Source organism: Pyxidicoccus trucidator, from assembly GCF_010894435.1.
Classification (GTDB): Bacteria; Myxococcota; Myxococcia; order Myxococcales; family Myxococcaceae; genus Myxococcus; species Myxococcus trucidator.
Genome location: NZ_JAAIXZ010000010.1, coordinates 307,259 through 330,660 on the forward strand (window position 1 = coordinate 307,259; position 23,402 = coordinate 330,660).

Consider the following 23,402-nt stretch of genomic DNA (forward strand, 5'->3'; position numbering starts at 1 on the left):
TCGGCCGAACTCTGACGCTCTGCTAGCCTGATGCGAATGCTCTGGGTACTCGCGGGTGTGTTGGTGATTCTCCTGGTCGCGGGAGTCGTCTGGTACCGCACCCCGCCCAGCGAGGCTCCCAGGGCCTTCACGGTGCGCGGAACGGACGTCTTCCAGCTCCAGCTTCAAGGCCCCGCGGTCTTGCATCTGCCCGCCCCAAAACGGCACGCGGAGTGGGTGGGCCCCGTGGACATGGTCACCGCGCACGTCACGCTCCCCGGCGTGCTCCACGGCGCCACCGAGCGGCTCCGGCTCATCGTCACCCAGGAAGACGGAGGCAGGCGCTGGGAGAACACGTTCTCCGCGCTCGATCAGCCGCGAGGGATGAACATCAGTCCTGCGTACCTGGAGCCTTCCAGGGTCCCTCCGCTGACGCCTGAGCTACTCGCCGCGACGGAGGACACCACGGAAGTGGGGACGACCTTCGACGCGGACCTGGCGTTCTTCGACCTTCCGCGCGGGAAGGGCCGATACCGAGCCCAGGCCGTGCTCGACACGTTCGTGTCGAACGAAATCTGGATCGACATCCATCAGGAGTAGGCCCCGCTCGACGATGTCAGAAGTGAAGCGCACGCCGCCCTCCCCCGGCTCGAAGACACCGTCCGGTACCAGCGAGTGCAAGTGCGGCCTTACCTGCAAGGCGGAGCCGAAGAATGGGATGCACGACACGGCCCCGACCTGCCCACCCCACGGACCCTGCCGCCGTGCCCTCCGCCGCTGCAGGGCGAACACCGCCCGCCGAGGCCCCTGCTGGCGCTGCGAAGGTGCGGAGGAAGCAGCGCGCTGCGCGGAGTGTGCGTGTTCCGGGGCATATCCGGGGCCACGCGCGGGCGTGGCTCCGGGAGGCGGGGCCGCGCGAGGCCGTGCCTCCCGCCTCGCGTTGCATTCGTGGGACGGGCGGCTGATCTGTTCCAGGTCACCCCGGCCCCCATGCAAGTCCTGGGTTCTGCTGGGGATTCCTCTCTGCACGGGTGCGTTTGCAAGGTTTCTTTGCGTCGGGCCTGGAGCAGCGGTGCTCCAGTGTGACGAGGCAGCCTCGCCAACCCCGCGTTCCCTCACAGGTCTGAAGTTGGCGCGAGGCTTGCTGTAGACGGCCCACCCCGGCCGCGTCCCCGCCGCTACCGGGCATCCTCGTCACACAAGGAAGCCCTATATGAGCAAGCAACTTCGCGTTCCCTCCCGCTGGCTGGCCGGGTGGCTGGTCGGTGCGTCCCTGCTGGGTGCCTGTGCCGGTCCCGAAGACACCGTCCCCGCGGGCGACGCGCAGGTGGCGGCCGACACGGCCGAGGCGGGCAACATCTCCGTGAGCCTGTCGGTGCCGAAGGCCGCGCTCAGCGCGCGTGAGGACGTCCTCATCTCCGTCACCCTGCGCAACGAGGGGAGCCGCACGGCGCGGCTGCTCAAGTGGCACACGCCGGCGGAGGACGTGGAGGAGGCGCTGTTCGACGTGACGGTGGATGGGCAGGCGGTCGCCTTCGAGGGCCCGCACTACAAGCGCCCGGCGCCGGGCGCGGGCGACTACCTCACGCTGGCTCCGGGTGAGAGCCTGACGCGCACGGTGTCGCTGTCCTCCTTCTACGACCTGTCACGCACGGGCACCTACCGCGTGCGCTACGCGGCCGAGCTGCATGGCGGCCAGGTCTCCGCGTTCCGCTCCAACGACGTGGAGCTGTGGGTGGAGGGCCGTGAGAGCGCCCTCCGCGAGGCCTCAGCCGCGCCGGGTGGCACGGTGTCGCTGGGCGCCGTGATGTACACCAAGTGCACCACCACGCAGCAGGCCACCGCCCTCGAGGCGCTGAACGCCGCCACCAACATGGCGAACAACTCGGCGGCGTACCTCAACGGCACGGCTTCGGGCACGCCGCGCTACACCACCTGGTTCGGCGCCTTCTCGTCGAGCGGCTGGAACACCGCGAAGACGCACTTCGTGGCCATCAAGGACGCGCTCGACACCAGGCCCATCACCATCGACTGCGGCTGCAAGAAGACCTACTACGCCTACGTGTACCCGGCGCAGCCGTACAAGATCTACGTCTGCAAGGCCTTCTGGTCCGCGCCGATGACGGGCACCGACTCCAAGGGTGGCACGCTCATCCACGAGCTGAGCCACTTCAACGTGGTGGCGGGCACGGACGACCATGTCTACGGCCAGAGCGGCGCGAAGTCGCTGGCCATCTCCAACCCGACGCAGGCCCTGGGGAACGCCGACAACCACGAGTACTTCGCGGAGAACACGCCGTTCCTCCAGTGAGCTGACGGCGAGCAGTGACTCAGGGACGGGGGCGGCGACGCTCCCGTCCCTTCTCTTTGGTGCGGTGCCTCCCGCGCGCGCGTACCGCTGTGCACGGGCGGGGACTTAGGGCTCGCGGTCGTAGATGCAGGTCCAGAAGTCGGAGGACTCTCGCGCGCGGAGCCAGGGCCAGCGCGCGAGGTCCAGCCCGAGGGTGCAGACGACCACCTCGCGCCCACGGGATGCCGCTTCCAGTCGTGCCATGGCGGCCTCGAGCGCCGCGCCAGTGAAGGGAAGGTAGAGGTAGTAGACTGTTCCCTCCGGCACGGACGCGCGCGCGTCCCCGAGGACATACGTGACGCCCGTGAGGCCCAGGTCCGTGGCCCGCTGTCGCGCGGCGTCGACCAGTGCGGGCTCGTGCTCCAGGCCCACCACGGTGGCCCCCGTCAACAGATGCGTGAGCAGTGTGGCCTTGCCGAGCCCGGAGCCGAGGTCGACGAACACATCCGTCGCGCGGACGGGCACGTCACGGAGGAGCTGGAGCAGGGCGCCCACTCCGCTCGCATGGTGGCCGATGAGCTCCCCGTGCCTCGTGTGGGGCGTGAGTGGCACGGTGTCGATGCCGAGCAGGCGCTCCACCCAGGCATCGCGTTCGAACACCGGGAGCGACTCCAGCAGCGCCGCGAGCGCCGGGCCGCGAAGGCTGCCGCGACGGACAGCGGCCCGGAGGGCTTCGGGTTCCATGGCGGCCATGGCCCGACAATAACCGGAGCGTTGGCGCTCGTGCCCCCCGGCTATCCGGGAGCGCGCCCGTTCAATTAACTTGGGGCCGGGCACTGGCGCCCGGCGAGACGAAACGAGCACACCTCATGGCACTCAACGAAATCGCGGTTGCGTACAGCGACCCGCGCGCGGAGCCCGCGACGAACTACCGCGAGACCCTCAGCAACTTTCCAGGCCTGTTCGGTAACATGTCCATGGGTGGCCGGTGCGTGGCGTATCTGAAGTTCACGGACGGGACCTGGATGGCGCAGATGAGTGAGTCCTCCATGGTGGCCGGCATCGGCCTGGGCTACGCGAAGCACGCGGAGCAGGTGCTCATCGACTGCTACGCCATGGAAGCGGCGGGCAAGACGGTGGAGTTCGTCTACACCGAGCTGCAGTGCTGCGGCGCGGGCAGCGGCATGCGCAACTGCCGGGCGACCATGGAGAACTTCCTGACGGACCATGGCGAGCACGGCGCGGCCACGCCCGTCTATTACTCGTTCCCGTACCCGGCGGGCAGCGACCATGCGAGCAAGTCCACCCGCTCGCACTCCATCGACCTGCTCAAGCAGGAAGCGAGGCATTTCTGACGTACGTTCGGGCTCCCGGCCCGTGTCGGGCTGGATTCCTCCGCGCCGACGTGTCGCGGAGAGGTGAGGGGACCTGATGACACCGCTGATGGCCGCGAGCGTGGTGTGGTACGTGACGGGCCGGTTCTACGCGTCGCTGGACGGGACGACGTCTCAGGACCTGGGCTACTTCCTCCACCTGGAAGGGCTGGACGGCGCGCTCTTCACGGACCCGAAGAACCCGAGCGAGGCGACGGCGCGGCTCACGTTCAGGTCCGAGCCCTTCACCGCCAGGAAGGTCACCAATGGGGACCTGTCGCTGAGCCTCGACGCGGTGGGCGACTTCAGCCTGTACCTCAAGCGCGAGAAGCACGTGGGCGCGTCCTTCGACGACCCGGAGTCGTTCTCCGACGGCCTGCGCATCGCCACGTTCCGCAGGGCCAGCGTCGTCGCGGGCGGCGCGTTCAGCGGTGTGCCCGCCACGCAGCGGGCGCTCTCGCTCAACGTCTTTACCGCCCGACTGGTGTGGACCACGGAGTTCGAATTCGACGGTCAGCGGTATGACCTGCGGCGGCTGCTGCCGCACGGAATCACGCAGTGGGGCGAGGCGGGCCCCACCGTCATCACCCCGACGCCGAAGAACTTCTCGAGCGTCCTCCCGTTCTTCGGGTCGGCTGTGGCGGTCGGCCCGGGGCCCATTCGCTGAGAGAGCGCGCCCCATGACGGACCCGAAGGCCGAGGCCCCGTACGTCGTCACCGAACCCGAGTTCGACGAGCCCTCACCGCATGCCTGGGTGGCGGACCGCGTCTGGAGGCAGCGTCGCCAGTGGTCGCGCTTCGCCCTCGAGAACCTGCGTGAGACGGAGCTCGTCGGAATCGGCGAGGAGGGCAGTCTGGCCGTCCCCGTGACGCCGGAGCTGTTCGCACGCGCACCCGTAGCGCCTGTCGACCCGGCAGCGCCTGTCCCTCCCGAGGGCCCCCTGGAAGCGCAGCAGGAGCGGCTGAGCACCACGCGCGAAGTGGGTGCGGAGTTCGCGCCCACGTGGTGGCCCGTGTGCTGCCAACGGCTTGTCGTGCTGACGCTGGTCAACCCCACCGCGGGAGAGCTGGCGGACTGGGAGCGGAGCCACCTGCCGCTCTCCGCCGAGGCCCTGGATGACCTGCGCTACTCCGGGCTCTGGATGGGTGCGCTGGAGGACGTGCGCGCGGGCCGTGAGCCCTGCATCAGCTTCAACGTGTACCAGTGTCACGCGTGTGGCCGCATCCACGCGCGCCTGGCGAAGTATCCGAAGCTGGCATCGCGGTAGAGGGAACGCCGGGCTCACGTGCGCAGCCGTGCCACGCCGGGAGCCCGGCGGGCCGGGTGAATCAGTCCGGCCTTCCCGCGCGCCCCGCGACCTTCAGCTCCCCCGCGGGTGACAGCGCGAGGTGAACGGCCGAGGCGGGGCCGCTCTCGCGCTGGAGCGGGAGCCGCTCGACGAAGCCGCCGTCCGCGTCGAACACGTGCACCGCGTTGCAGGTGGCATCCGCCACGTACGCCGTGCCGGCCGCGTCCACGGTGAGCGCGCGCGGCCACCGCATTCCCGCGCCCTCGTGGCCATAGTGGCCATAGCTGCCCACGCCGCGCCCATTCGCGTCATAGACAGCGACGCGCGCGTGGCCGGAGTCGACGACATGGATGCGCCCGTCCGGACCCACGGCGAGGGCGCGCGGCAGTTGCAGCTCGCCCACGCCGAACGTGCCCAGCCAGTCGCCCTCGGCGGAGAACACCTGCACGCGGTGGTTCAGCGAGTCCGCGACCAGCAGCCGCCCCCGAGCATCCACGCACGCCCCCGCGGGGTAGAGGAGCCGCCCGTCCTCCTTGCCCGCGCGGCCCACCTGGCCCACGTGCGCGCCGTCACGGGTGTAGACCTGGACGCGGTGGTTGCCCCGGTCCACGACGTACACGCGTCCCTCCGTGCCGAGCGCCAGCGCCGCCGGGCCGTTGAGCTCCCGGGCCCCACGGCCAAACCCTCCCAGCTTCGCCACCTCCGCGCCCGCCACGTCACGGACGAGCACCTGGTGCTCACGCGGTCGCAGCTCCAGGACGCTCCCCTGTGCGTCGAAGTACAGGAGCGCGTCCCGCCCTCCCACCTGGAGGGCCGTCAGCCCCTGCGAGCCGGAGCAGCCGGTGCTCGCGACGGGCAGGATGAACGAGGCGGCTCCCACCGCCGAGAGCCGCAGAAAGTGACGCCGTTCCAGGTGCATACCCGGAGAGTAGTGTCAGGACGTCAACACTAGAAAGATGCGTCATTATTGATTTTTTCGGGGCGAGCTGGGGCCGCAGGGACCTACTTCTTCCGGAACAGGTCCTCCGCGGCGCTCAGCAGGGAGTCGCGGCTCTCCTTTTCGTGGATGCCGCCCTCGCCAATCTGGAACAGCTCGCAGAAGTTGGCGCCGTCCTTGTCCTTGGGCACCTCGGCGAAGGGCTCCTTGCACTCCTTGGCCACGCCGGGGTCGAAGTGCCGGCAGTTGCGGCACGAGCGCACGTCCTCATCACAGCCGGGACAGGTGTCGCGCCTCCCCACCTGGTTGGCGATGATGTCGAGCGGGCGTCCGCAGTGCGCGCAGCCGGGCATGGCCACCTCCAAGAGCGAAAGGGGCCATCATTGTGCCAGTGCGCGCGGAGGCGCGGTGGGTCTTCAGCGCTGCGGGCTGGAGACGAACGCCGGAGTGGGCTCCGAGGAGACGTGCACCGGCGGCGAGGACGGGCGCAGCTCGCCCATGGCGTCCACCAGCTGGTCGTCCAGGCGCTTGAGCAGGAACAGCATGTAGGCGGACACCGCGGCCAGCACCGACGCGAGGATGCCCAGCATCATGCCGCGCTGCCACTGGTGCGCGCGCCCCAGTACGGCCCGGCGCTCGGCGAAGGTCTTCAGCTGCGCGTCCGCCGCCGTGCCGTCCAGCCGGTTGGCGTAGTCCTCGGCCTGGGCGGTGCCGCGCTCCATCAGCCACTGCCCCTGCACCTGCAGGGCGTCCGCGCGCGTGTAGCAGTAACCCGCCGCACCCGCTGACAGCAGGGAGATGCACAACGCCGCAGTCACGCTCCGGGTACCCATTTCAACGTCCTCCGGACCCGCCGTTGCGCGGGTCTGGACACCCGCGACTGCTCCGGCTTCCCGAAGACAGTAGCGGATGGTAGGGAGCCCCCCTGACATGGGCAAGCCCTACCGTCCTAAAGACCACTATTTCCAGAAAGCCAAGCAAGAGGGGCTGCGCGCCCGCTCGGCGTTCAAGGTCGACGAGCTCATCAAGCGCTTCCCCATGGTGAAGAAGGGGCACGTGGTGCTCGACCTGGGGGCGGCGCCGGGAGGCTTCCTCCAGATTCTGGCGGAGGCGGTGGGGACGTCGGGGCGGGTCATCGGGGTGGACATCGTCGCCATCCGTCCCTTCACCCAGCGGTATGTGCAGACCGCGGTGCTGGACGTGCTGGCGGACGACTTCGACGCGAAGCTGTCCGCGCTGTACGACGGCCCCTTCGACGCGGTCATCTCCGACATGGCGCCCAAGACGAGCGGCATCAAGGCCACGGACGAGGCGCGCAGCCTGCGGCTCGCGGGCAAGGCGCTGGAATTGGCCGTCGCGCGGGGCCGGCCCGGCTCGTCCTTCGTGGCCAAGGTGTTCATGGGCGGGGACTTCGAGGACTTCCGCAACCAGGTGCGCGCCCTCTTCGAGGAGGTGAAGGTGGTGCGTCCCGAGGCCACGCGCGGCGCCAGCATGGAGGTCTACCTCGTGGGGCTGCGCCGGAAGGCGCCCGAGACTCCGGCACCCTGACGTTCATTGTGGAACGAAGTAGCGGCCGGCTGTGTCTAGAGTGCCGCCCATGCATCGGACCCTCTGGACCCGCGCGTCCTCCTCCGCCCTGTTGCTGCTGTTGTCGCTGCTGCTGACCGCCTCGCCCGCACTGGGGCAGGGGAAGGCCCCGCCTTCGTGGAAGGCCATCGACGCGCTCGTGTCGGAGCAGAAGGTGGAGGCCGCGGCGCAGGGCGCCGAGGCCCGCCTGGAGCGGGCGAAGGGCCGCGCGGACGAGGCGGAGTGGGTGAAGGCGCTGGTGCGCACGGTACAGCTGCGCACCGCCCTGCACGGGTACGAGACGTCGGTGCGCTTCCTGCGCGAGCAGGCCTGGCCCAAGGGCGTGCTGCCGCGCGCCACGCTGAACCTCTTCTACGCGAGCTCGCTCGTCACGTACGCGCAGGCGTACGGGTGGGAGGTGCGCCAGCGCGAGGCGGTGGCCTCCACCGGCCCGGTGGACCTCAAGTCGTGGACGTACGAGCAGATCCTCACCGAGGCGCAGCGCGCCTACGAGGAGGTGTGGAAGCAGCGCGAGCAGCTGGGCACCGAGCCGGTGAAGGCGCTGGCCGAGTACATCCAGCCCAACACGTACCCGGCGGGCATCCGCTCCACGCTGCGTGACGCCGTCTCGTACCTGTGGGTGGGCGTGCTGGCGGACAGCTCCCACTGGCGGCCCGAGCATGCCAACGAGGTGTACCGCCTGGACCTGCGCGCGCTCCTGGAGGGCACGCCGACGGTGGCGCTGACGGACCCGAACGTCCACCCGCTGGTGAAGGTGACGGCGGTGCTGGGCGATTTGGAGGCGTGGCACCGTGCCGCCGGCCGGCGCGAGGCGGCGCTGGAGGCGCGGCTGAAGCGCTACGAGGTGCTGTACGCGCACTTCACCGAGAAGGACGACCAGACCCGCATCCGCCAGCACCTCGCCGCGCACCTCGCGCCCTTCCGCGACGTGGCGTGGTGGGGCATGGGGCAGGGGCTGCTCGCGGAATTGGAGCGCGCCGCGGACCACGCGGTGCGCGCGCACGCGCTGGCGAAGACCTGCGTGGACGCCTTCCCCAAGACGCCAGGCTCGCAGCGCTGCGCCGCCTTGCTGAGCGCGCTGGAGGCCCCGGACTTCCGCCTGACCTCCATGCAGTCGGATGGCCCGCGCCGTCGCTCCGTCGAGCTCACCCACCGCAACGTGCCGGCCGTCCACTTCCGCGCCTACGCCTTCGACCTGGAGAAGCGGCTGACGAAGGTGGACGACTACAACATCCTGCCCTACGGGGACGCGATACTCCGCCAGATGGCGGGCCAGAAGCCGGTGGCCTCGTGGAGCGTCCAGCTTCCCCAGACGCAGGACTTCCGGGAGCACCGCACCTTCGTCACGCCGCCGCTGGAGCAGCCGGGCACATACATCATCGCCGTCTCCGCGCGCGAGGACTTCGGCACCAAGGACAACCGCGTGCAGGCGGTGTTCATGACGGTGTCGCCGTGGGTCATCGTCACGCGCAGCACCGGCGGCACCTCGGTGGAGGCGCGGGTGCTGCAGGGCGACTCCGGCCGGCCCGCGACGGAAGTCCCCGTGAGGCTCATCCTCGTCGACTACAACAAGGGCTTCCGCGAGGCGGCCAAAGCCACCACGGACCCGCAGGGGGAGGTGACCTTCCCGGCGCCCCAGGGGCAGCGGTACCAAAGCTACATCCTGGTGGCGGGGCGCGGGCGCGACACGCTGCTGCACCCCGGCGGCTTCTCGTTCTACTCGCGCGACGAGCCGAAGGAGCACACCTCGTCGCTCGTCTTCACGGACCGCACCGTGTACCGCCCGTTGCAGAAGGTGCTGTGGAAGGCCGTGGCCTTCCGTGGGCGCGGCGACCAGGCGCGCTACCGGACGCTGCCGGCGGAGCGGCTGGTGGTGTCGCTGATGGACCCCAACCACCAGGTGGTCGAGCGCAAGGAAGTGCGCACCAACGGGTTCGGCTCGGCGGCGGGAGAGTTCGTCGTGCCCACCGGCCGCGTGCTCGGCGGATGGACGGTGCGGGTGGAGTCGGGTGGCGCCGCCAGCATCCGCGTGGAGGAGTACAAGCGGCCCACCTTCGAGGTGACGCTGAAGGACCCGGACGCGCCGCTGCGCATCAACCGGCCGGCCACCTTCAAGGGCGAGGCGCGCTACTACTTCGGCCTGCCGGTGGCGTCCGGCACCGTGCGCTGGCGTGCCTTCCGCGAGCCGGTGCTGCCCTGGTGGTGGTGGTGGGACACGTCCTCCATTCCCGTGAAGCGGCAGGTGGTGGCGTCCGGCACGTCCGCGCTGGCCGAGGACGGCGGCTTCGGCATCACCTTCACCCCCGAGGTGGACGAGCGCTCCTCGCGCACGCCGGGGCTCACCTGGCGCTATCGAATCGAAGCGGACGCGACGGACGAGGGCGGTGAGACGCGCTCGGCCAACCGCGCCTTCCGGCTCGGCTTCGTCGCGGTGGAGGGACGCGTGGACGCGGACGAGGGCTTCTTCCGCGAGGGCGTGGCCGCCGAGGTGCGGCTGGTGCGCTCCACGCTGGACGGCGCGCCGCAGCCCGGCGCGGGCCGCTGGCGGCTCGTGGCCCTGAAGCAGCCCGCTCAGCCCCTGCTGCCCGCGGACGAGCCCGTCGTGGCGCCTCCCACCGTGGAGGTGGACCCGGAGGCGGTGCGTACGCCCACGCCGGGCGACAAGCTCCGGCCGCGCTGGGGCACGGAGTACACGCCGAAGGCGACGCTGGCCCGCTGGCAGGACGGCACCGAGCAGGCGAAGGGCGCCGTGCAGCACGACGCGGAGGGCGTGGCCCGGGTGAAGCTGCCCGCGCTGAAGGCCGGGGCGTACCGGCTGCACTACGAGACGACGGACGCCTTCGGTCAGACGTTCACCGTGGCGCGTGAGGTGCTGGTGGCCGGCGCGGCCGCGCCGATTGCACTGCCCGCGTCGCTGGTGCTGGAGCGCGACACGGTGCGAGTGGGCGAGGTGGCGCGGCTGCTGGCCTTCTCCGGCTACGAGGGACAGCCCCTGATGCTGGACCTGTACCAGGGCGAGCGGCGCGTGCTGCGCAAGGCGCTGACGGGCGGCAAGGCCCCGGTGGTGGTGGAGGTGCCGGTGACGGAGGACTTGCGCGGCGGCTTCACCGCGGTGCTGGTGGCCGTGCGCGACTGGCAGTACCTCAGCTTCTCCGAGCCCGTGTTCGTCCCGTGGGACGACAAGGAGCTGGCGCTGGAGTTCGCCACCTTCCGCGACAAGCTGCGGCCCGGCGCGAAGGAGACGTGGCGCGTGACGGTGCGCGGGCCGAAGGGCGCGAAGGTGGAGGCCGGCGCCGCCGAGCTGCTCGCGTATATGTATGACCAGTCGCTGGACCTGTTCGCGCCGCACGTGCCGCAGAGCGTGGCGTCGCTCTATCCGCGCCGCGCGACGACGGTGGACCTGCGCGCGTCGCTGGGGGTATCTGGCGCCCAGTGGCTCGTCAGCGACGACTTCGGCGAGGTGAAGGGGTGGGAGCCGCCGACGCCGGACTCCCTGCGCTTCGAGGACAGCTATGGCCTGGGAGGCCCCGGCTACCGGCGCAACAAGGGCTATACGATGGGGGGCATGGTGCACCGCCAGGCCGCCTCGGCCCCCAGGCCGACCGCCGCGCGGGAGGCCAGGTCGTTCGAGTCGCTCGAGGGTGCGCCGCCTCCACCGCCCCCCGCGCCTCCCGCCGAGGCGGCGAAGCAGGAGTCGAAGGCGCAGGCGGATGGCCGGGCCCAGGCGGCCGAGGCCGCTCCCGCCGAGGGGCTCCGCTCCAACTTCGCGGAGACGGCGTTCTGGGTGCCGCAGCTCCTCATGGGGCCGGATGGTACGGCGACGCTGGAGTTCACCGTGCCCGACTCGGTGACGGCGTGGAGCGTGTGGGTCCACGCGCTGACGCGTGACTTGAAGGGCGGCTCGGTGCAGCGCACCACCCGCAGCGTGAAGGAGCTGATGGTGCGGCCGTACGTGCCGCGCTTCCTGCGCGAGGGCGACCGGGCGGTGCTGGAGGTGGTGGTGAACAACGCGGCGGAGCGGCCCCAGCAGGGCACGCTGACGCTCGACATCGTGGACGCCCAGACGCAGAAGAGCCTGCTGGCGGACTTCGGCGTCAAGGGCGCGTCCCAGTCCTTCAACGTGGCGGCCGGCCGGGGCACGAACCTGCGCTTCGCGCTCACCGCGCCCGCGAAGGTGGGGGCGGTGGCCTTCCGCGTGGAGGCGCGCGCCGGCAACCTGAGCGACGGCGAGCTGCGCCCGCTGCCCGTGCTCCCGGGCCGCATGCACCTGGCGCAGTCGCGCTTCGTCACGCTGAAGGGGAAGTCCTCGAAGACGATGACCTTCGAGGACCTGCGCGCGGGTGGGGACCCGACGCGGGTGAACGAGCAGCTCGTCGTCACGGTGGACGCGCAGCTCTTCTACGCGGCGCTCCAGTCGCTGCCGTACCTGATGGACTACCCCTACGAGTGCACGGAGCAGACGCTCAACCGCTTCGTGTCCTCCGGCATCCTCGCCAGCCTCTACGGGCAGTACCCCGAGGTGGCGAAGATGGCGAAGAAGCTGAGCGAGCGCTCCACCCGCTTCGAGACGTGGGACGCGGTGGACCCGAACCGGAAGATGTCGCTGGAGGAGACGCCCTGGCTGGAGATGGCCAAGGGCGGCGGGGACGCGGACGCCGACCTGGTGCGGGTGCTGGACCCGAAGGTGGCCGCCGCCGAGCGCACCGCGTCCATGGCGAAGCTGCGCAAGGCGCAGACGTCCAGCGGTGGCTTCCCGTGGTGGCCGGGCGGGCCGCCGTCGCCGTACATGACGCTCTACATCCTCCACGGCCTGTCGCGCGCCATGGAGTACGGCGTGGAAGTCCCGCCGGAGATGACGCGCAACGCGTGGGGCTACGTGGCCCGCCACTTCCGCGACGAGTACGCGGAGAAGCTGATGAAGAAGAACCAGGGCTGGGAGTTCCTCACCTTCCTCAACTACGTGGCCTCCGCGTACCCCAACGAGCGCTTCACGGGCGAGGCCCTCACCGCCGCCGAGCGCGAGCGGATGCTGGCCTTCAGCTACAAGCACTGGAAGAAGCACTCGCCGTACCTCAAGGGCTACCTGGCGCTGACGCTCAAGCGCGCGGGGCAGGGCAAGGACGCCGAGCGGGTCTGGGAGAGCGTCATGGACTCCGCCAAGACGAGCGAGGAGCTGGGCACGTACTGGGCGCCCGAGGACCGCAGCTGGCTCTGGTACAACGACACCACGGAGACGCACGCCTTCGCGCTGCGCACGCTGACGGAGCTGAAGCCGAAGGACCCGCGGCGCGAGGGGCTGGTGCAGTGGCTGCTGCTGGACAAGAAGCTCAACCACTGGAAGTCCACCCGCGCCACGGCGGAGGCGCTCTACGCGCTGGTGAAGTACCTCCAGTCGGAGGGGGCGCTGGGCGTGCGTGAGGACGCGAAGGTGACGGTGGGCCCGCGCGTGGTGCAGATGGAGTTCTCCCCGGACGAGTACACCGGGAAGAAGAACCAGGTGGTGGTGCCGGGGCCGGAGCTGAACCCGGCGACCATGAGCTCGGTGGTGGTGGAGAAGACGACGCCGGGCTTCGCCTTCGCCTCCGCCACGTGGCACTTCTCCACGGAGAAGCTGCCGGAGGAGGAGCGCGGCGACTTCTTCCAGGTGTCGCGGCGCTACTTCCGGCGCGAGCGCGAGGGCCGCGAGGCGGTGCTCCAGCCGCTGGCGGAAGGCGCGGCGCTCAAGCCCGGTGACGAGGTGGAGGTGCAAATCTCCCTGCGCACGAAGCACGCGGCGGAGTACGTCCACCTGAGAGACCCCCGCGCCGCGGGCCTGGAGCCGGAGAACGCGCAGTCCCGCCACAAGTGGGACCTGGGCATCGTCTGGTACGAGGAGACGCGGGACTCGGGCACCAACTTCTTCTTCGAGTGGCTGCCCGCCGGCGAGTACACCTTCAAGTACCGCCTGCGCGCCAACATGGCCGGCACCTTCCGAGTGGGCCCCGCCACCGTGCAGTCCATGTACGCGCCCGAGTTCACCGCGTACTCCACGGGCGCGGTGCTCACGGTGAGCCCGGCGAAGTAACCCACGGCGGGCCCGCGGGAGCGCGAGCATCCACTCCCGCGGGTCGCCGTAACCGTCACGGGGTTGCGGTTGATATTTAATTGCGCTTAATCCCGCTTAATCCGTGTCCCGCGTAGGGTGGCCGCCACCTGTCGCCCGGCGCTGGAGGCATGAGGCCGCACGCCCGGGTCGGCAGGTCCGACAACCCGAGGGGTGGACCCATGTTCAAGCAGGTGCTTCGTCCGTTGTGTCTGGGTGTGCTGGTGGCCTGTGCTTCCGCCTGCGGCGGAGAGCTGGACGCGCTGGAAGTCGAAGAGGTCGGCACGGCGGAGCAGGGCGTGTGCCAGGTGGGCTCGTACATCAGCGAGTGCCGTGACTTCGGGAACGGCGGCTACTCGAGCCCGTCGTGCCCGGGCCAGTTCGCGTGGAGCTACTGGAACTGCAAGCAGTACCGGTACTACTCGGGCCCCACCACCTACTACTACCGCCAGGAGTGCGGCCCGCAGAAGACCATGTGCGGCAGCAGTGCCACCACGCCGCCGGGGCTGCCCGAGGCCCGGTGCAAGCAGAACTGCTGAGCCGCTGAGCGGGCACCGGGGCCGTGCGTCTGGCGCGCGGCCTCGGGCCGATTCATCGAGGCAGGGGCTGCTCCAGCTCGCTCACGGGAGCAGTGAAGGCCGGAGCGACTGAGTCCCTCGCTCGGAGGGACCTGTCCGCGTTCAGCCTCAGTCCCCGCAGGTGGCCTTTTCGTCGGTGGGGTACAGGGTGGCGATGCCGTAGGTGCCATTCCGGGTGCCGCACCAGATGCGCCAGCTCGTGCCGCCCAGGTCCGGCGCGGAGTACACGCCGCCTTCCTTCTTCGCCCCGCCGCGCGCGCAGCACCGTGCGAAGGCCCGCGTGCCGATGGCCACCAGACCCACCGCGTCCGGCGAGCGCGAGAAACCGCCAAGCTTCTTCTCGCCGCAGGACCACGGCGCCACGCCGCGGAACTTGATGAGGTACTCGTCACCCTTCTGCGCACTGCCTCCGCGAGCCGGGCCGCCGTAGCAGAGCTTCCCCTCGGACTCGAGCTGTGCGTAGCGCGGCAGGAAGTGCAGCCCGCCAATGGGGCCACGGTCCCATTCGTCTCCGCAGAACACGTGCGTGAAGGCGTTGCGCGGGCCGGTGCTCACCCACAGCCCCGTGAGCCACTCGAGGTTGCCCTGCCGTGCTCCCGGCCGCCCCGCGACGGACAGCGCCGTCTGGATGCGCGCGTCGTTGTAGTGCCGGGAGAAGAAGCGCTGCACGTCCCCCGCGCTCACGCTCACGTCCGGGCGCGCCGGGCACAGGTCCAGCACCTCGCGGTCCAGCGGCGTCAGCGCCGGCAGCTTGCCGAACAGGGGCTTCGTGTCACACGTCGTCGCGCAGCCCGTGGCGGGCTTCCAGTCCGCTCGCACCGTGGCCGGGCGCGAGGATGCGACCTGGACGTCGCCGGCGCCGCGCTCCTCGTCGGAGGACTCCCGGGCCGCGCTGGCGAAGCGGGCCTGCTGCTCTGTCCGGCCTCGGGCCTGCTGCGCGGAGTGGGCCCGGTCCGCCTCCGCCAGGGCCGCCGCGTCCGGGGCTCGGGGCGCCGCGGCCTCCGGCGCGCCCTCGCACAGCACCCAGCCTTCCGCGGCGGGGCCGCGCAGCTTGCACCACGCGCGGCCGGGGCCGCCCTTCTTCAAGAGCGGGTACGACGTGCCCGGCTCCACCGTGAAGACCACCTTCGTCGACTCGGGCTGCTCCACCGCGTCCACGCGGGCGTCGGAGACGAAGGCTCCGGGGCCGGCCAGGACGGGGAGGGCCGTGAGGAGGCAGAGGGCAAGGAAGGGGAGGGGAAGACGCATGGCGCGCGGGAGTCTACAGCGTCCCGCCGGCCGCTCGGGAAGAGCGGCCCGGAGGGACGGGTCGGCGCGTGGGACGTCCCCCTCCCGTCCGGCATTCAACCGGGCTTCACCGGGAGCAGGCGGGCGGGCTCTTCCGGATGCGCGGAGGTGGTTGCACGGAGGCGCACAGTCGAGACCTCCGCTCCCGGAGGCCCGCCGGGTGGAATGACTGTTCCTTCCGCAGTACCCGGGCCGAGGCGGCAAGGCAGCCGCCCTTGCCCACACGTTGTCAGAACCGCGGGCCTCAGCCGAGCTTCAGGCGCACTGCGTTCGGCTTGTCCGTCCGCGCCTTGCCGACCTGCACGGTGTACTCGCCCGGGCCGTACTCCGCCTTCAGGTCCGTCACCTTCTCGCCGTTGACGCGGACGCTGCCCTGGGCCATCGCCTCGCGGGCCTTCGTCGCCGAGGCCACCAGCTTCGTCTCCGGCAGCAGCTTGAAGAGGAGCTGCTTCTCCGCGCCGGCCAGCGACACCTCGATGAGCTCCAGGCTCGCCTGCGGCTGCTCCTTCTTCAGGTTGTCCCAGGCCTCCACCGCCTTGCGGCCGCCCTCCTCACCGTGGAAGCGCACCGCCATCTCCCGGGCGAAGTCCTTCTTCACCGTCATGGGGTGCAGCTCGCCGCCCTGCACCTTGGCCCGCGTCTCCGCCAGCTCCTTCAGCGGCTTGGCGGAGAGCAGCTCCAGGTACCGCCACATCAGGTCATCGGTGATGCTCATCAGCTTGCCGAAGATGGTCTCCGGCGGCTCGTCGATGCCCACGTAGTTGTCCAGGCTCTTGGACATCTTGTCGCCGGTAATCTTCCCGTCGACGAGCTTCGCGTTGAGCCCCTCGAGGATGGGCCCCGTCATGATGACCTGCGGCTCCAGCCCCTCCTCCTTCATGAGCTGGCGGCCCACGAGCAGGTTGAAGAGCTGATCCGTCGCGCCCAGCTCGATGTCCGACTTCAGCGCCACCGAGTCGTAGCCCTGCAGCAGCGGGTACATGAACTCGTGCAGGGAGATGGAGACGTTCTCCCGGAACCGCTTCTTGAAGTCGTCGCGCTCCAGCATGCGCTGCACCGAGTAGCGCGCCGCCAGGCGGATCATCCCCTCCGTGCCCAGCGCGTCCAGCCAGGTGGAGTTGAAGCGCACCTGCGTCTTGTCCGCGTCCAGCACCTTGAAGACCTGCTGCTTGTACGTCTCAGCGTTGGCCTTCACCTCGTCGCGCGTCAGCGCCGGGCGCGTGGCGTTGCGCCCCGTCGGGTCGCCGATGAGCGCCGTGAAGTCGCCGATGAGGAACACCACCGTGTGTCCGAAGTCCTGGAAGCGCCGCATCCGCGTCAGCAGGAGCGAGTGGCCGAGATGCAAATCCGGCCGGCTCGGGTCGAACCCCGCCTTGATGACCAGCGGCTTGCCCGCGTCATACGAGCGCTGGAGCTTCTTCTTCAGCTCCTCGGGCACCTGGATATCCACGGTGCCTCGGGTGACTTCTTCGAACTGCTCCTCGGGGGTCGCCTTGCGCAGCGCGTCCATGGTCATGACGCCGCGCAACCTAGCCGATTTGCTCCGCCCGTGGCGGCACTTCCTCGGGGGACGTCAGGTGCCCGGCAGGCGCTGGCGCACCCGCTCGATGCTCCGGGGCCGGCCCGTGGTGTCGTCGATGTCGATGACCACGCCCTGCAGGTACACCAGCTTCTCGGCCACCTCGTAGGGGGCCTTCTCTCCAAGAAAGCGCGCCACCGAGGACTCCTTCTTCATCCCGATGACGGAGTCCAGCGGGCCACACATGCCCACGTCGGTGATGAAGGCCGTGCCGCCGGGGAGGATTCGCTCATCCGCCGTCTGCACGTGCGTGTGCGTGCCCACCACCGCGGACACCTTGCCGTCCAGGTGCACGCCCATGGCGTTCTTCTCGCTGCTCGCCTCGCAGTGCATGTCCACCAGGATGCAGGGCGTCTGCTTGCGCAATTCCTCCACCAGGGGCAGCACCACCTCGAAGGGGCTGTCCTCGGTGCGCATGAAGACGCGCCCCTCCAGGTTGATGACGCCCAGGGCCCGGCCGTCGGCAAGCCGCACCAGCCCGTGCCCGCGTCCCGGCGTCCCCTTGGGGTAGTTCGCCGGACGCAGCAGCAGGTCCGGATGTTCCTTCACCCAGGGGAGGATGCCCTTCTTCGAGTAGAAATGGTTCCCGCTCGTCAGCAGCTGGATGCCGCTGGCGAGCAGGAAGGTCGCCGTCTCCGGGCTGATGCCGGCGCCGCCCTCGCTGTTCTCCGCGTTGGCGACGCACACGTCCACGCCATGCTCGGAGACCAGTCGGGGCAAGAGGGCGCGGACCGCCTGGAGTCCCGGGCGGCCCACGACATCTCCCATGAAGAGAGCCTTCACGTATCCAGGAAGTCCCAGTCGCGGTACAGGCCGCGCAGCGACTCGGACTCCGTCACGATGAGGTCCATGTCCACGTCGTCAGCCGTGGTGGGCAGCACCTGGACGACCTGGTCATTGAACGCCAGGCCGACCCTGCGACTGCGCTGGCTGGCCGCACGGAGGGTGGCATCGTAGTAGCCACCTCCACGCCCCAGCCGCTTGCCGTCCCGGGTGAAGCCCAGGCCCGGCACCACGAAGAGGTCTATCTGGTCCACCGGGATGAGGTCCGAGGAGTTGCTTGGCTCCCGCACCCCCAGCCTTCCCGGCTCCAGCTCGCTCTCCGACTTGATGGCCCTGAATGAGAGGATGCGCCCGTGGACGTGGGACAGCGGGTAGCAGACGATTTTGTCGTCCTGCAACGCCGCGATCAAAATGTCCCGTGTGGGCACCTCGCCCCGAATTGGGGCATACAAGGCCACAGTTCTCGCCTTCTGATAATACGGAGCTGCCAGAAACCGAGACTGAACCTTGAGACCCCGCGTGTCGATGATGTCCGGCGTCATCGCCTTGCGACGCGCCGTCAACTCCTCACGCAGGGTCTGCTTCCTCGCCGCCGCCTCTTCCACCACCGTCTCGCTCACCGCCGCCACTCCGCAGAAAAAGTCCCCCGCCGCATGGCCGTGTGCCCAGCGTCCATTGAACCCTCTGAAAGCCAGGTGGGAACCGAAATCATGCCGCCGCAGGCTTCCCTCATCCCCCGTGAGAGGGGAGGGCTTGCACATGGCGACCGAAACGGACCCCGGAATGGACGTATCGGTTCGAATTTCTGCTGGGCATCACGCGCCCCGCAGGGGACAGCCCTTTGTAACAAAAACAAAGCTACAGTGCTACCAAGTCCTCGAATCTATTGGGAAAACCCGTAAGAGTCTGGGGAAATGATAAGGACGGGGGACGGCGGGGTCAAGGCTTCCTCGCGCGTTTACAAGGCAGCCTCGCGGCTTCTATGATGAAAAGTACCCCTCACATGCTGCCCACGCTTTCAAACAAGGCACTCGCGACGATTCTTTCCGTCGCCTCTGGCCTCGCGTGGGCGGGGCCGGGGCCCAACATCTCTGGCCCCTACCTGGGAGATGCCTACGGCCAGGTCGACTTCCGGATGGAAGGCGAGCGGGTGGTGGGCACCGCCGCCGGCAAGGGTGGCCCCTGCCAGTTCGAGCCCGGCACCGAGGTCATCTCGGGCGAGCTCCAGGGCAACGTCCTGGTGGGCACCGTGCTGCTGTGCCAGGTGGGCCGCCCGGAGTGCGCGGCCCGCGAGCCCCACCCGGCGCTCATCTTCGTCAACCCGCAGGACCGGGTGCTGAGCGCGCTGATTCGCCTGCGCGAGGGCTGCACCTCCCCGGCGCTGAAGCAGAACCTCCAGCTGTTCCTCAGGGCCACGGCGCCGCAGGAGGAGGCCCGCGAGGCCGAGCCCGAGTCGGACTCCGAGCCGGAGCCGGAGTCGGAGGCGGGGGCCGAGGAGGCGCGTGCCCCGGCGGCCACGGCTCCCGCGGCGGGGGTGGCGCAGGCGCGCCAGCAGGCTCCGGAGGTGCTGACCCTGGATGAGGGCCAGCGGCAGCTCGCGGCGGGCAACCACGCGGCGGCGCAGCCCCACTTCGAGCATGTGCTGCGCACGGACCCCCGCAACATCTCCGCGGTGGTGGGGCTCGCGGCCTGCCAGCTGGGGCGGGGGGACGCGGACGGGGCGCTGAAGACGCTGGAGCCCGCCGCGAAGACGTCGAGCCGGCCGGACCTGCACCTGTGGCTGGCCCACGCGTACTCCATGGACAAGAACCGCTTCCGGGCCCGGGAGGTGCTGCGCAAGCTCATGGACCTGGGCTGGACGCCCGGGAATCGGCCCGCGGAGGCCATTCCCGAGACTGCGCTGAAAGCCGACATCGAAGCGGTGATGCAGCAGCGGTCCCGGAAGCGGACCCCCGGCCGCGAGGCGATAGGATCCGGAAGCACGAGCCCGTGAGCCAGCCGCCTTCCCCAGGGAAGACCACCCGGGTCTTCGGCAACTACGAAATCCTCTCCGTGCTCGGCAAGGGCGGCATGGCGGAGGTGTACCGTGCCCGCGTGCTGTCCGGCCCGCGCGAGGGGTGGACGGTGGCGCTCAAGCGCTTGCAGCCGGCGCTGACGAGAGACCCGGAGTCGGTGACGCTCTTCGCCCGCGAGGCGCAGCTGTCCAAGCAGCTGCACCACCCCAACATCGTCACGGTGCTGGATGCCGGCGAGCTGGAGGGCATCTACTTCCTCGTCATGGAGCTGGTGGACGGGAGAGACCTGGGCCAGATCCTCCGGCGGTGCAAGGTGCGCGGCATCCCCCTGCCGCTGGACTTCGCGGTGTACCTGGGCAAGGTGCTGCTGGAGGCGCTCGCGTACGCGCACACCGCCACCGGCCCGCAGGGGGACGCGCTGGGCATCGTCCACTGTGACGTGTCCCCGTCCAACCTCTTCATCTCCCGCGTGGGCGAAATCAAGCTGGGCGACTTCGGCGTGTCGCGCGTGCTGGTGGACGGCAAGCTCCAGGGCGGCGAGGTGCTGGGCAAGCCGTACTACCTGTCCCCGGAGTCGCTGCTCGGCGAGGTGAACCCCGCCGCGGACCTGTGGGCGGCCACGGTGGTGCTCTACGAGCTGCTCACCCTGGAGCGCCCCTTCCTCGGAGGCTCGCCCGACGAGGTCTTCGCCGCCATCTGGTCCCGGGAGTACCGGCCGCTGCGCGAGCTGCGCCCGGACGTGCCCGAGGCCCTGGCGGCGGTGCTTGACCGAGCCTTCTCCGCCCGGCCCGAGGAGCGCTTCCCCTCGGCCGAGGAGTACGCCCAGGCCCTCACTCCACACTATGACGAGCGCGTGGGCACGCCCCTGGCCATCGCCGCCGTGGTGCGCGGCCTCTTCGGCGCCAGCGACGACGCGCCCGCGCCCCCGTCCCCGGGTGGCGCGGCCCCCACGTCGGGCACTCCCGGCTCGCGGGCGGGGTAGGGCGCGCCTTCCAGGCCCCGAGGGCGCGAATCGGAGAGGGGGAGGCAACTCCAGGCGACACAGGCCGATAATGGAATACAGGGTCTCCTTCCGCGGCGAAGCCGTGGGGGCGGACCCATCCAGCCTGTCTCCGCCCTCGGGAGAGTCACATGTCCACCATTGGTCGCGCCGGTTCCAGCCTCTCCACGTCGTCGCAGGTCCGGCAGGTGGAGCCCAGGGTCGCCCCGAAGCCCGCGGCGCAGGCCCCGGTGAAGACGCAGCCCGCGGTCAACACCGTGAAGGCGGCCGTCGCCGAGCGCCTCCGCGACGGGTTCGACGCCGCGCCTCGCGGAGTGGCGGCCCAGCGCCAGAAGCTGCTGGGGGAGATTGGCGACCATTCGCATTCCCATACCCCCGGCACCGAGGCCACCGCGCAGAAGGCCCCTGGCCCGAAGACGCCTGGCAGCACGGGCCCCACCGTCGCCGCGGACCCCTCCGGGCAAACCGTGGTGGAGCTGGGCAGCGGCAACAACACCGCCACCGTGTCCCAGACGAAGGACGGCGGGCTGACCATCACCTCCGGCACCGACACCGTGACGCTCACGGCGGAGCAGGCCCGGAACGCGGTCATCCGCGGCGGGGCCGGCAACGACTCCATCACCGTGGACTCGAGCGTCACGCAGGGCGTGAACATCGACGGTGGCGAGGGCAATGACACCCTCATCGGCGGCAGCGGCAACGACGCGCTCGAGGGTGGCGCCGGTGACGACTACATCGAGGCGCGCGGCGGCGACGACGCCGTGAGCGGCGGCGACGGCCGGGACGTCATGTATGGCCTCGACGGCAAGGACAGCCTGAGCGGTGGCGCCGGGCGTGACTACATCGATGCCGGCGCGGGCGACGACTCCGTGAGCGGCGGCGAGGGTGACGACCAGGTGATTGGCGGGCGGGGCGACGACGCGCTGTCCGGCGGCGAGGGCAACGACGCGGTGGCGGGCGGCCTGGGCACGGACACCGTCAATGGCGGCGAGGGCAGCGACAAGCTCTACGTCCAGGACGACGACACCGTCTCCGTCGGGGAAGGGGACACGCGGGAGAACGTCGACATGACGGACTCGGACTCGCTGGGCAGCTCCGTCTCCGTCACCGGCGATGCGGACTTCAACGCGCGGGTGCAGTCGGACCTGGACGCGATGCGCTCGCTCCCGTCCGGGCAGGACCTGCTGCGCCGGCTGGACGACAGCGGCAAGAAGACCACCATCCAGGCGACGACTGGTGGGAACAGCGCCACCGGGACGAACTTCAACGACGGCTACATGACGGCGGATGGCACGGCGGGCAAGGGCACCGACTCGCAGGTGAACTACAACACCACGCGCATCTCGCTGGGCGGCGAGGAGTGGATGAACCGCCCGCCCGTCGTCGGCCTCTTCCACGAGCTGGTGCATGCCTCCGACTTCGTGAACGGCGAGCTGGCCCCGGGCACGTCCGAGGGCGGCACCCGCAACCTGGAGCACTCCGCCGTGGGCCTGCCGTACGACCACGACAACGACCCGAGCACGCCCAAGATCAAGCAGGAGCGGACCGCGGAGAACGACCTGCGCGACGACCTGAACCTGCCCACCCGTCCCCGCTACTAGGCCGTGCGACGGAGTTGCCCGCGGGAAGGTGCCTGGAGGGTAGGATGGTGCGTGGGCCTCGCGCTGCTCCTCGGCTGTATGGGGAGCGCGGCCGGGCCCACGAACACGGGGAGGTCGCGCGTGGCTGAAGGGGACGTGGAGCTGAAGGTGAAGCCGGTGGAGCGCGACGGGGAGACCCTCGTGCTCACCTATGAGGTACACAACCGCCGCGCCCAGGCCCTGTGGCTGCTCGACGGCCTCTTCGACACGGCGCCCTCCGGGCACGTCACGCTGGCGCCGGACAAGGCCTACGTGGACGTCGACGGCAGCCGCGTCGTCGTCTCCCGGATGCTCCTCGCCGTCCCGGACGACGTGCTGGTCGAGTCCCCCGAGGTCCCCGCCGCCACCCGCGTGGAGGCAGGGAAGACGGTGAGCCGGCGCGTGGTGCTGGCGCTCCCGGTGCGTGAGGCGCTGCCCTATGCCTCGCGTCCCGGAGAGACGTTGCCGCTCGACGCCGTGCGCGAGCTGCGCCTGCGCGTGGGCTACCTGGTGGACTCGCCGGAGCTGACGCTGCACGAGACCACGGATACCGAAGGCGTCGCGTACCGGTACCCGAGCTACGGTAGGGCCGTGCAGGGCCAGCAGGTCCTCGAGAGCGGCCCGCTGACCCTTCCGAAGTAGCCGGCGCTGGCACCGGCCACCGTCCCCACCTGGCGTGGGGACGGTGGACCGTGCGCCCGCCTGCTCACGGAGGGAGGAGCCCCTGCGCCCGGGCGTGAGGATGTCGACATTTCCTCCCGCGCGTGAGGTCGCGCAGGGGAGGAGAGCGATGGCCACCGAGCCCAAGCAACCGAAGCCCGAACAGGACGAGCCCGAGCGCAAGACGCGGGAGGAGGCGCCCCGGCGGTTCTCCAAGGCCGACGAGGCCCGGGAGGATGGGATGCCCGGCTACGGCCAGCCCGACGAGTCGGTGCGCGAGCAGTCCCTCCCCGAGCAGAAGTGGTAGGCCCGCGAGTGTCGCCTGGTTGAAAGACGAGGCCGGA

General features: G+C 70.3%; 21 protein-coding genes and 1 other RNA gene. 13 read left to right on the top strand and 9 right to left on the bottom strand.

The genetic code is table 11. The features are described from left to right. Positions 1-63 precede the first annotated feature (63 nt). Both G4D85_RS49695 and G4D85_RS27490 read left to right on the top strand, forming a co-directional pair. Positions 64-579 carry a hypothetical protein gene (locus G4D85_RS49695; protein ID WP_240359521.1) on the top strand — a complete coding sequence of 172 codons (516 nt, stop codon included), beginning with the start codon at positions 64-66 and terminating at the stop codon, positions 577-579. A gap of 613 nt (positions 580-1,192) precedes the next feature. Beyond that, the gene (locus G4D85_RS27490; RefSeq protein WP_164016968.1) at positions 1,193-2,290 is read left to right on the top strand and encodes a M35 family metallo-endopeptidase; all 1,098 of its coding nucleotides are present in this window, start codon (positions 1,193-1,195) and stop codon (positions 2,288-2,290) included. A 105-nt stretch (positions 2,291-2,395) separates the two neighbouring features. Here G4D85_RS27490 and G4D85_RS27495 read toward each other — a convergent pair whose 3' ends face one another. Beyond that, on the bottom strand, positions 2,396-3,022 hold the full coding sequence (locus G4D85_RS27495; RefSeq protein WP_164016969.1) for a methyltransferase domain-containing protein: 627 nt from the start codon (positions 3,020-3,022) through the stop codon (positions 2,396-2,398). 116 nt (positions 3,023-3,138) lie between these two features. Between G4D85_RS27495 and G4D85_RS27500 the strand changes: the two genes are divergently transcribed. From G4D85_RS27500 to G4D85_RS27510, 3 genes are all read left to right on the top strand, one after another. Then, complete coding sequence (locus G4D85_RS27500; RefSeq protein WP_164016970.1) at positions 3,139-3,624, top strand: nucleic acid/nucleotide deaminase domain-containing protein; 486 nt, start codon at positions 3,139-3,141, stop codon at positions 3,622-3,624. Between the two features lie 76 nt (positions 3,625-3,700). After that, complete coding sequence (locus G4D85_RS27505) at positions 3,701-4,309, top strand: hypothetical protein (RefSeq protein ID WP_164016971.1); 609 nt, start codon at positions 3,701-3,703, stop codon at positions 4,307-4,309. A gap of 13 nt (positions 4,310-4,322) precedes the next feature. Then, positions 4,323-4,910: a hypothetical protein gene (locus tag G4D85_RS27510; RefSeq protein WP_164016972.1), complete on the top strand. Its 588-nt coding sequence runs from the start codon at positions 4,323-4,325 to the stop codon at positions 4,908-4,910. A 61-nt stretch (positions 4,911-4,971) separates the two neighbouring features. Here G4D85_RS27510 and G4D85_RS27515 read toward each other — a convergent pair whose 3' ends face one another. The 3 genes from G4D85_RS27515 to G4D85_RS27525 all read right to left on the bottom strand — a co-directional run bounded on the left by G4D85_RS27515 (position 4,972) and on the right by G4D85_RS27525 (position 6,701). Then, positions 4,972-5,850 (bottom strand): NHL repeat-containing protein, encoded by an 879-nt coding sequence (locus tag G4D85_RS27515; protein ID WP_164016973.1) that lies wholly within the window; start codon positions 5,848-5,850, stop codon positions 4,972-4,974. An 83-nt stretch (positions 5,851-5,933) separates the two neighbouring features. Continuing rightward, positions 5,934-6,221 carry a hypothetical protein gene (locus G4D85_RS27520; protein WP_164016974.1) on the bottom strand — a complete coding sequence of 96 codons (288 nt, stop codon included), beginning with the start codon at positions 6,219-6,221 and terminating at the stop codon, positions 5,934-5,936. 63 nt (positions 6,222-6,284) lie between these two features. After that, on the bottom strand, positions 6,285-6,701 hold the full coding sequence (locus G4D85_RS27525) for a hypothetical protein (protein WP_164016975.1): 417 nt from the start codon (positions 6,699-6,701) through the stop codon (positions 6,285-6,287). Positions 6,702-6,777: 76 nt separating this feature from the next. On the opposite strand from G4D85_RS27525, the gene G4D85_RS27530 reads away from it, so the two are divergent. From G4D85_RS27530 to G4D85_RS27540, 3 genes are all read left to right on the top strand, one after another. Beyond that, entirely contained in the window at positions 6,778-7,416 is a 639-nt protein-coding gene (locus G4D85_RS27530; RefSeq protein WP_164016976.1) for an SAM-dependent methyltransferase, read from the top strand. A gap of 49 nt (positions 7,417-7,465) precedes the next feature. Continuing rightward, a complete protein-coding gene (locus G4D85_RS27535; RefSeq protein ID WP_164016977.1) occupies positions 7,466-13,519 on the top strand; it encodes an alpha-2-macroglobulin family protein in 6,054 nt (2,017 codons plus the stop codon). A 200-nt stretch (positions 13,520-13,719) separates the two neighbouring features. Next, positions 13,720-14,076, top strand: a complete 357-nt coding sequence (locus G4D85_RS27540; protein ID WP_164016978.1) for a hypothetical protein — start codon at positions 13,720-13,722, stop codon at positions 14,074-14,076. Between the two features lie 147 nt (positions 14,077-14,223). Here the strand turns inward: G4D85_RS27540 and G4D85_RS27545 are convergent, their stop codons facing one another. From G4D85_RS27545 to ssrS, 5 genes are all read right to left on the bottom strand, one after another. Further along, complete coding sequence (locus tag G4D85_RS27545; RefSeq protein WP_164016979.1) at positions 14,224-15,363, bottom strand: EndoU domain-containing protein; 1,140 nt, start codon at positions 15,361-15,363, stop codon at positions 14,224-14,226. A 283-nt stretch (positions 15,364-15,646) separates the two neighbouring features. Further along, positions 15,647-16,918: a tyrosine--tRNA ligase gene (tyrS, locus tag G4D85_RS27550; protein WP_164016980.1), complete on the bottom strand. Its 1,272-nt coding sequence runs from the start codon at positions 16,916-16,918 to the stop codon at positions 15,647-15,649. Between the two features lie 57 nt (positions 16,919-16,975). Further along, positions 16,976-17,749 (bottom strand): TIGR00282 family metallophosphoesterase, encoded by a 774-nt coding sequence (locus tag G4D85_RS27555; RefSeq protein ID WP_240359522.1) that lies wholly within the window; start codon positions 17,747-17,749, stop codon positions 16,976-16,978. 11 nt (positions 17,750-17,760) lie between these two features. Beyond that, entirely contained in the window at positions 17,761-18,306 is a 546-nt protein-coding gene (locus tag G4D85_RS27560; RefSeq protein ID WP_240359536.1) for a 5-formyltetrahydrofolate cyclo-ligase, read from the bottom strand. 97 nt (positions 18,307-18,403) lie between these two features. Next, positions 18,404-18,600, bottom strand: a non-coding RNA gene (gene ssrS / locus G4D85_RS51005) — 6S RNA. 167 nt (positions 18,601-18,767) lie between these two features. On the opposite strand from ssrS, the gene G4D85_RS27565 reads away from it, so the two are divergent. From G4D85_RS27565 to G4D85_RS48965, 5 genes are all read left to right on the top strand, one after another. After that, the gene (locus G4D85_RS27565) at positions 18,768-19,757 is read left to right on the top strand and encodes a tetratricopeptide repeat protein (RefSeq protein WP_164016983.1); all 990 of its coding nucleotides are present in this window, start codon (positions 18,768-18,770) and stop codon (positions 19,755-19,757) included. Then, the gene (locus tag G4D85_RS27570; protein ID WP_164016984.1) at positions 19,754-20,761 is read left to right on the top strand and encodes a serine/threonine-protein kinase; all 1,008 of its coding nucleotides are present in this window, start codon (positions 19,754-19,756) and stop codon (positions 20,759-20,761) included. Before G4D85_RS27565 ends, G4D85_RS27570 begins: the two co-directional genes overlap by 4 nt. Positions 20,762-20,910: 149 nt before the next feature. Next, positions 20,911-22,380 carry a M91 family zinc metallopeptidase gene (locus tag G4D85_RS27575; protein WP_164016985.1) on the top strand — a complete coding sequence of 490 codons (1,470 nt, stop codon included), beginning with the start codon at positions 20,911-20,913 and terminating at the stop codon, positions 22,378-22,380. Positions 22,381-22,500: 120 nt separating this feature from the next. After that, the gene (locus tag G4D85_RS27580) at positions 22,501-23,040 is read left to right on the top strand and encodes a hypothetical protein (protein ID WP_240359523.1); all 540 of its coding nucleotides are present in this window, start codon (positions 22,501-22,503) and stop codon (positions 23,038-23,040) included. Between the two features lie 148 nt (positions 23,041-23,188). Next, positions 23,189-23,365 (top strand): hypothetical protein, encoded by a 177-nt coding sequence (locus G4D85_RS48965; RefSeq protein WP_205525733.1) that lies wholly within the window; start codon positions 23,189-23,191, stop codon positions 23,363-23,365. The last annotated feature ends 37 nt before the right edge of the window (positions 23,366-23,402 follow it).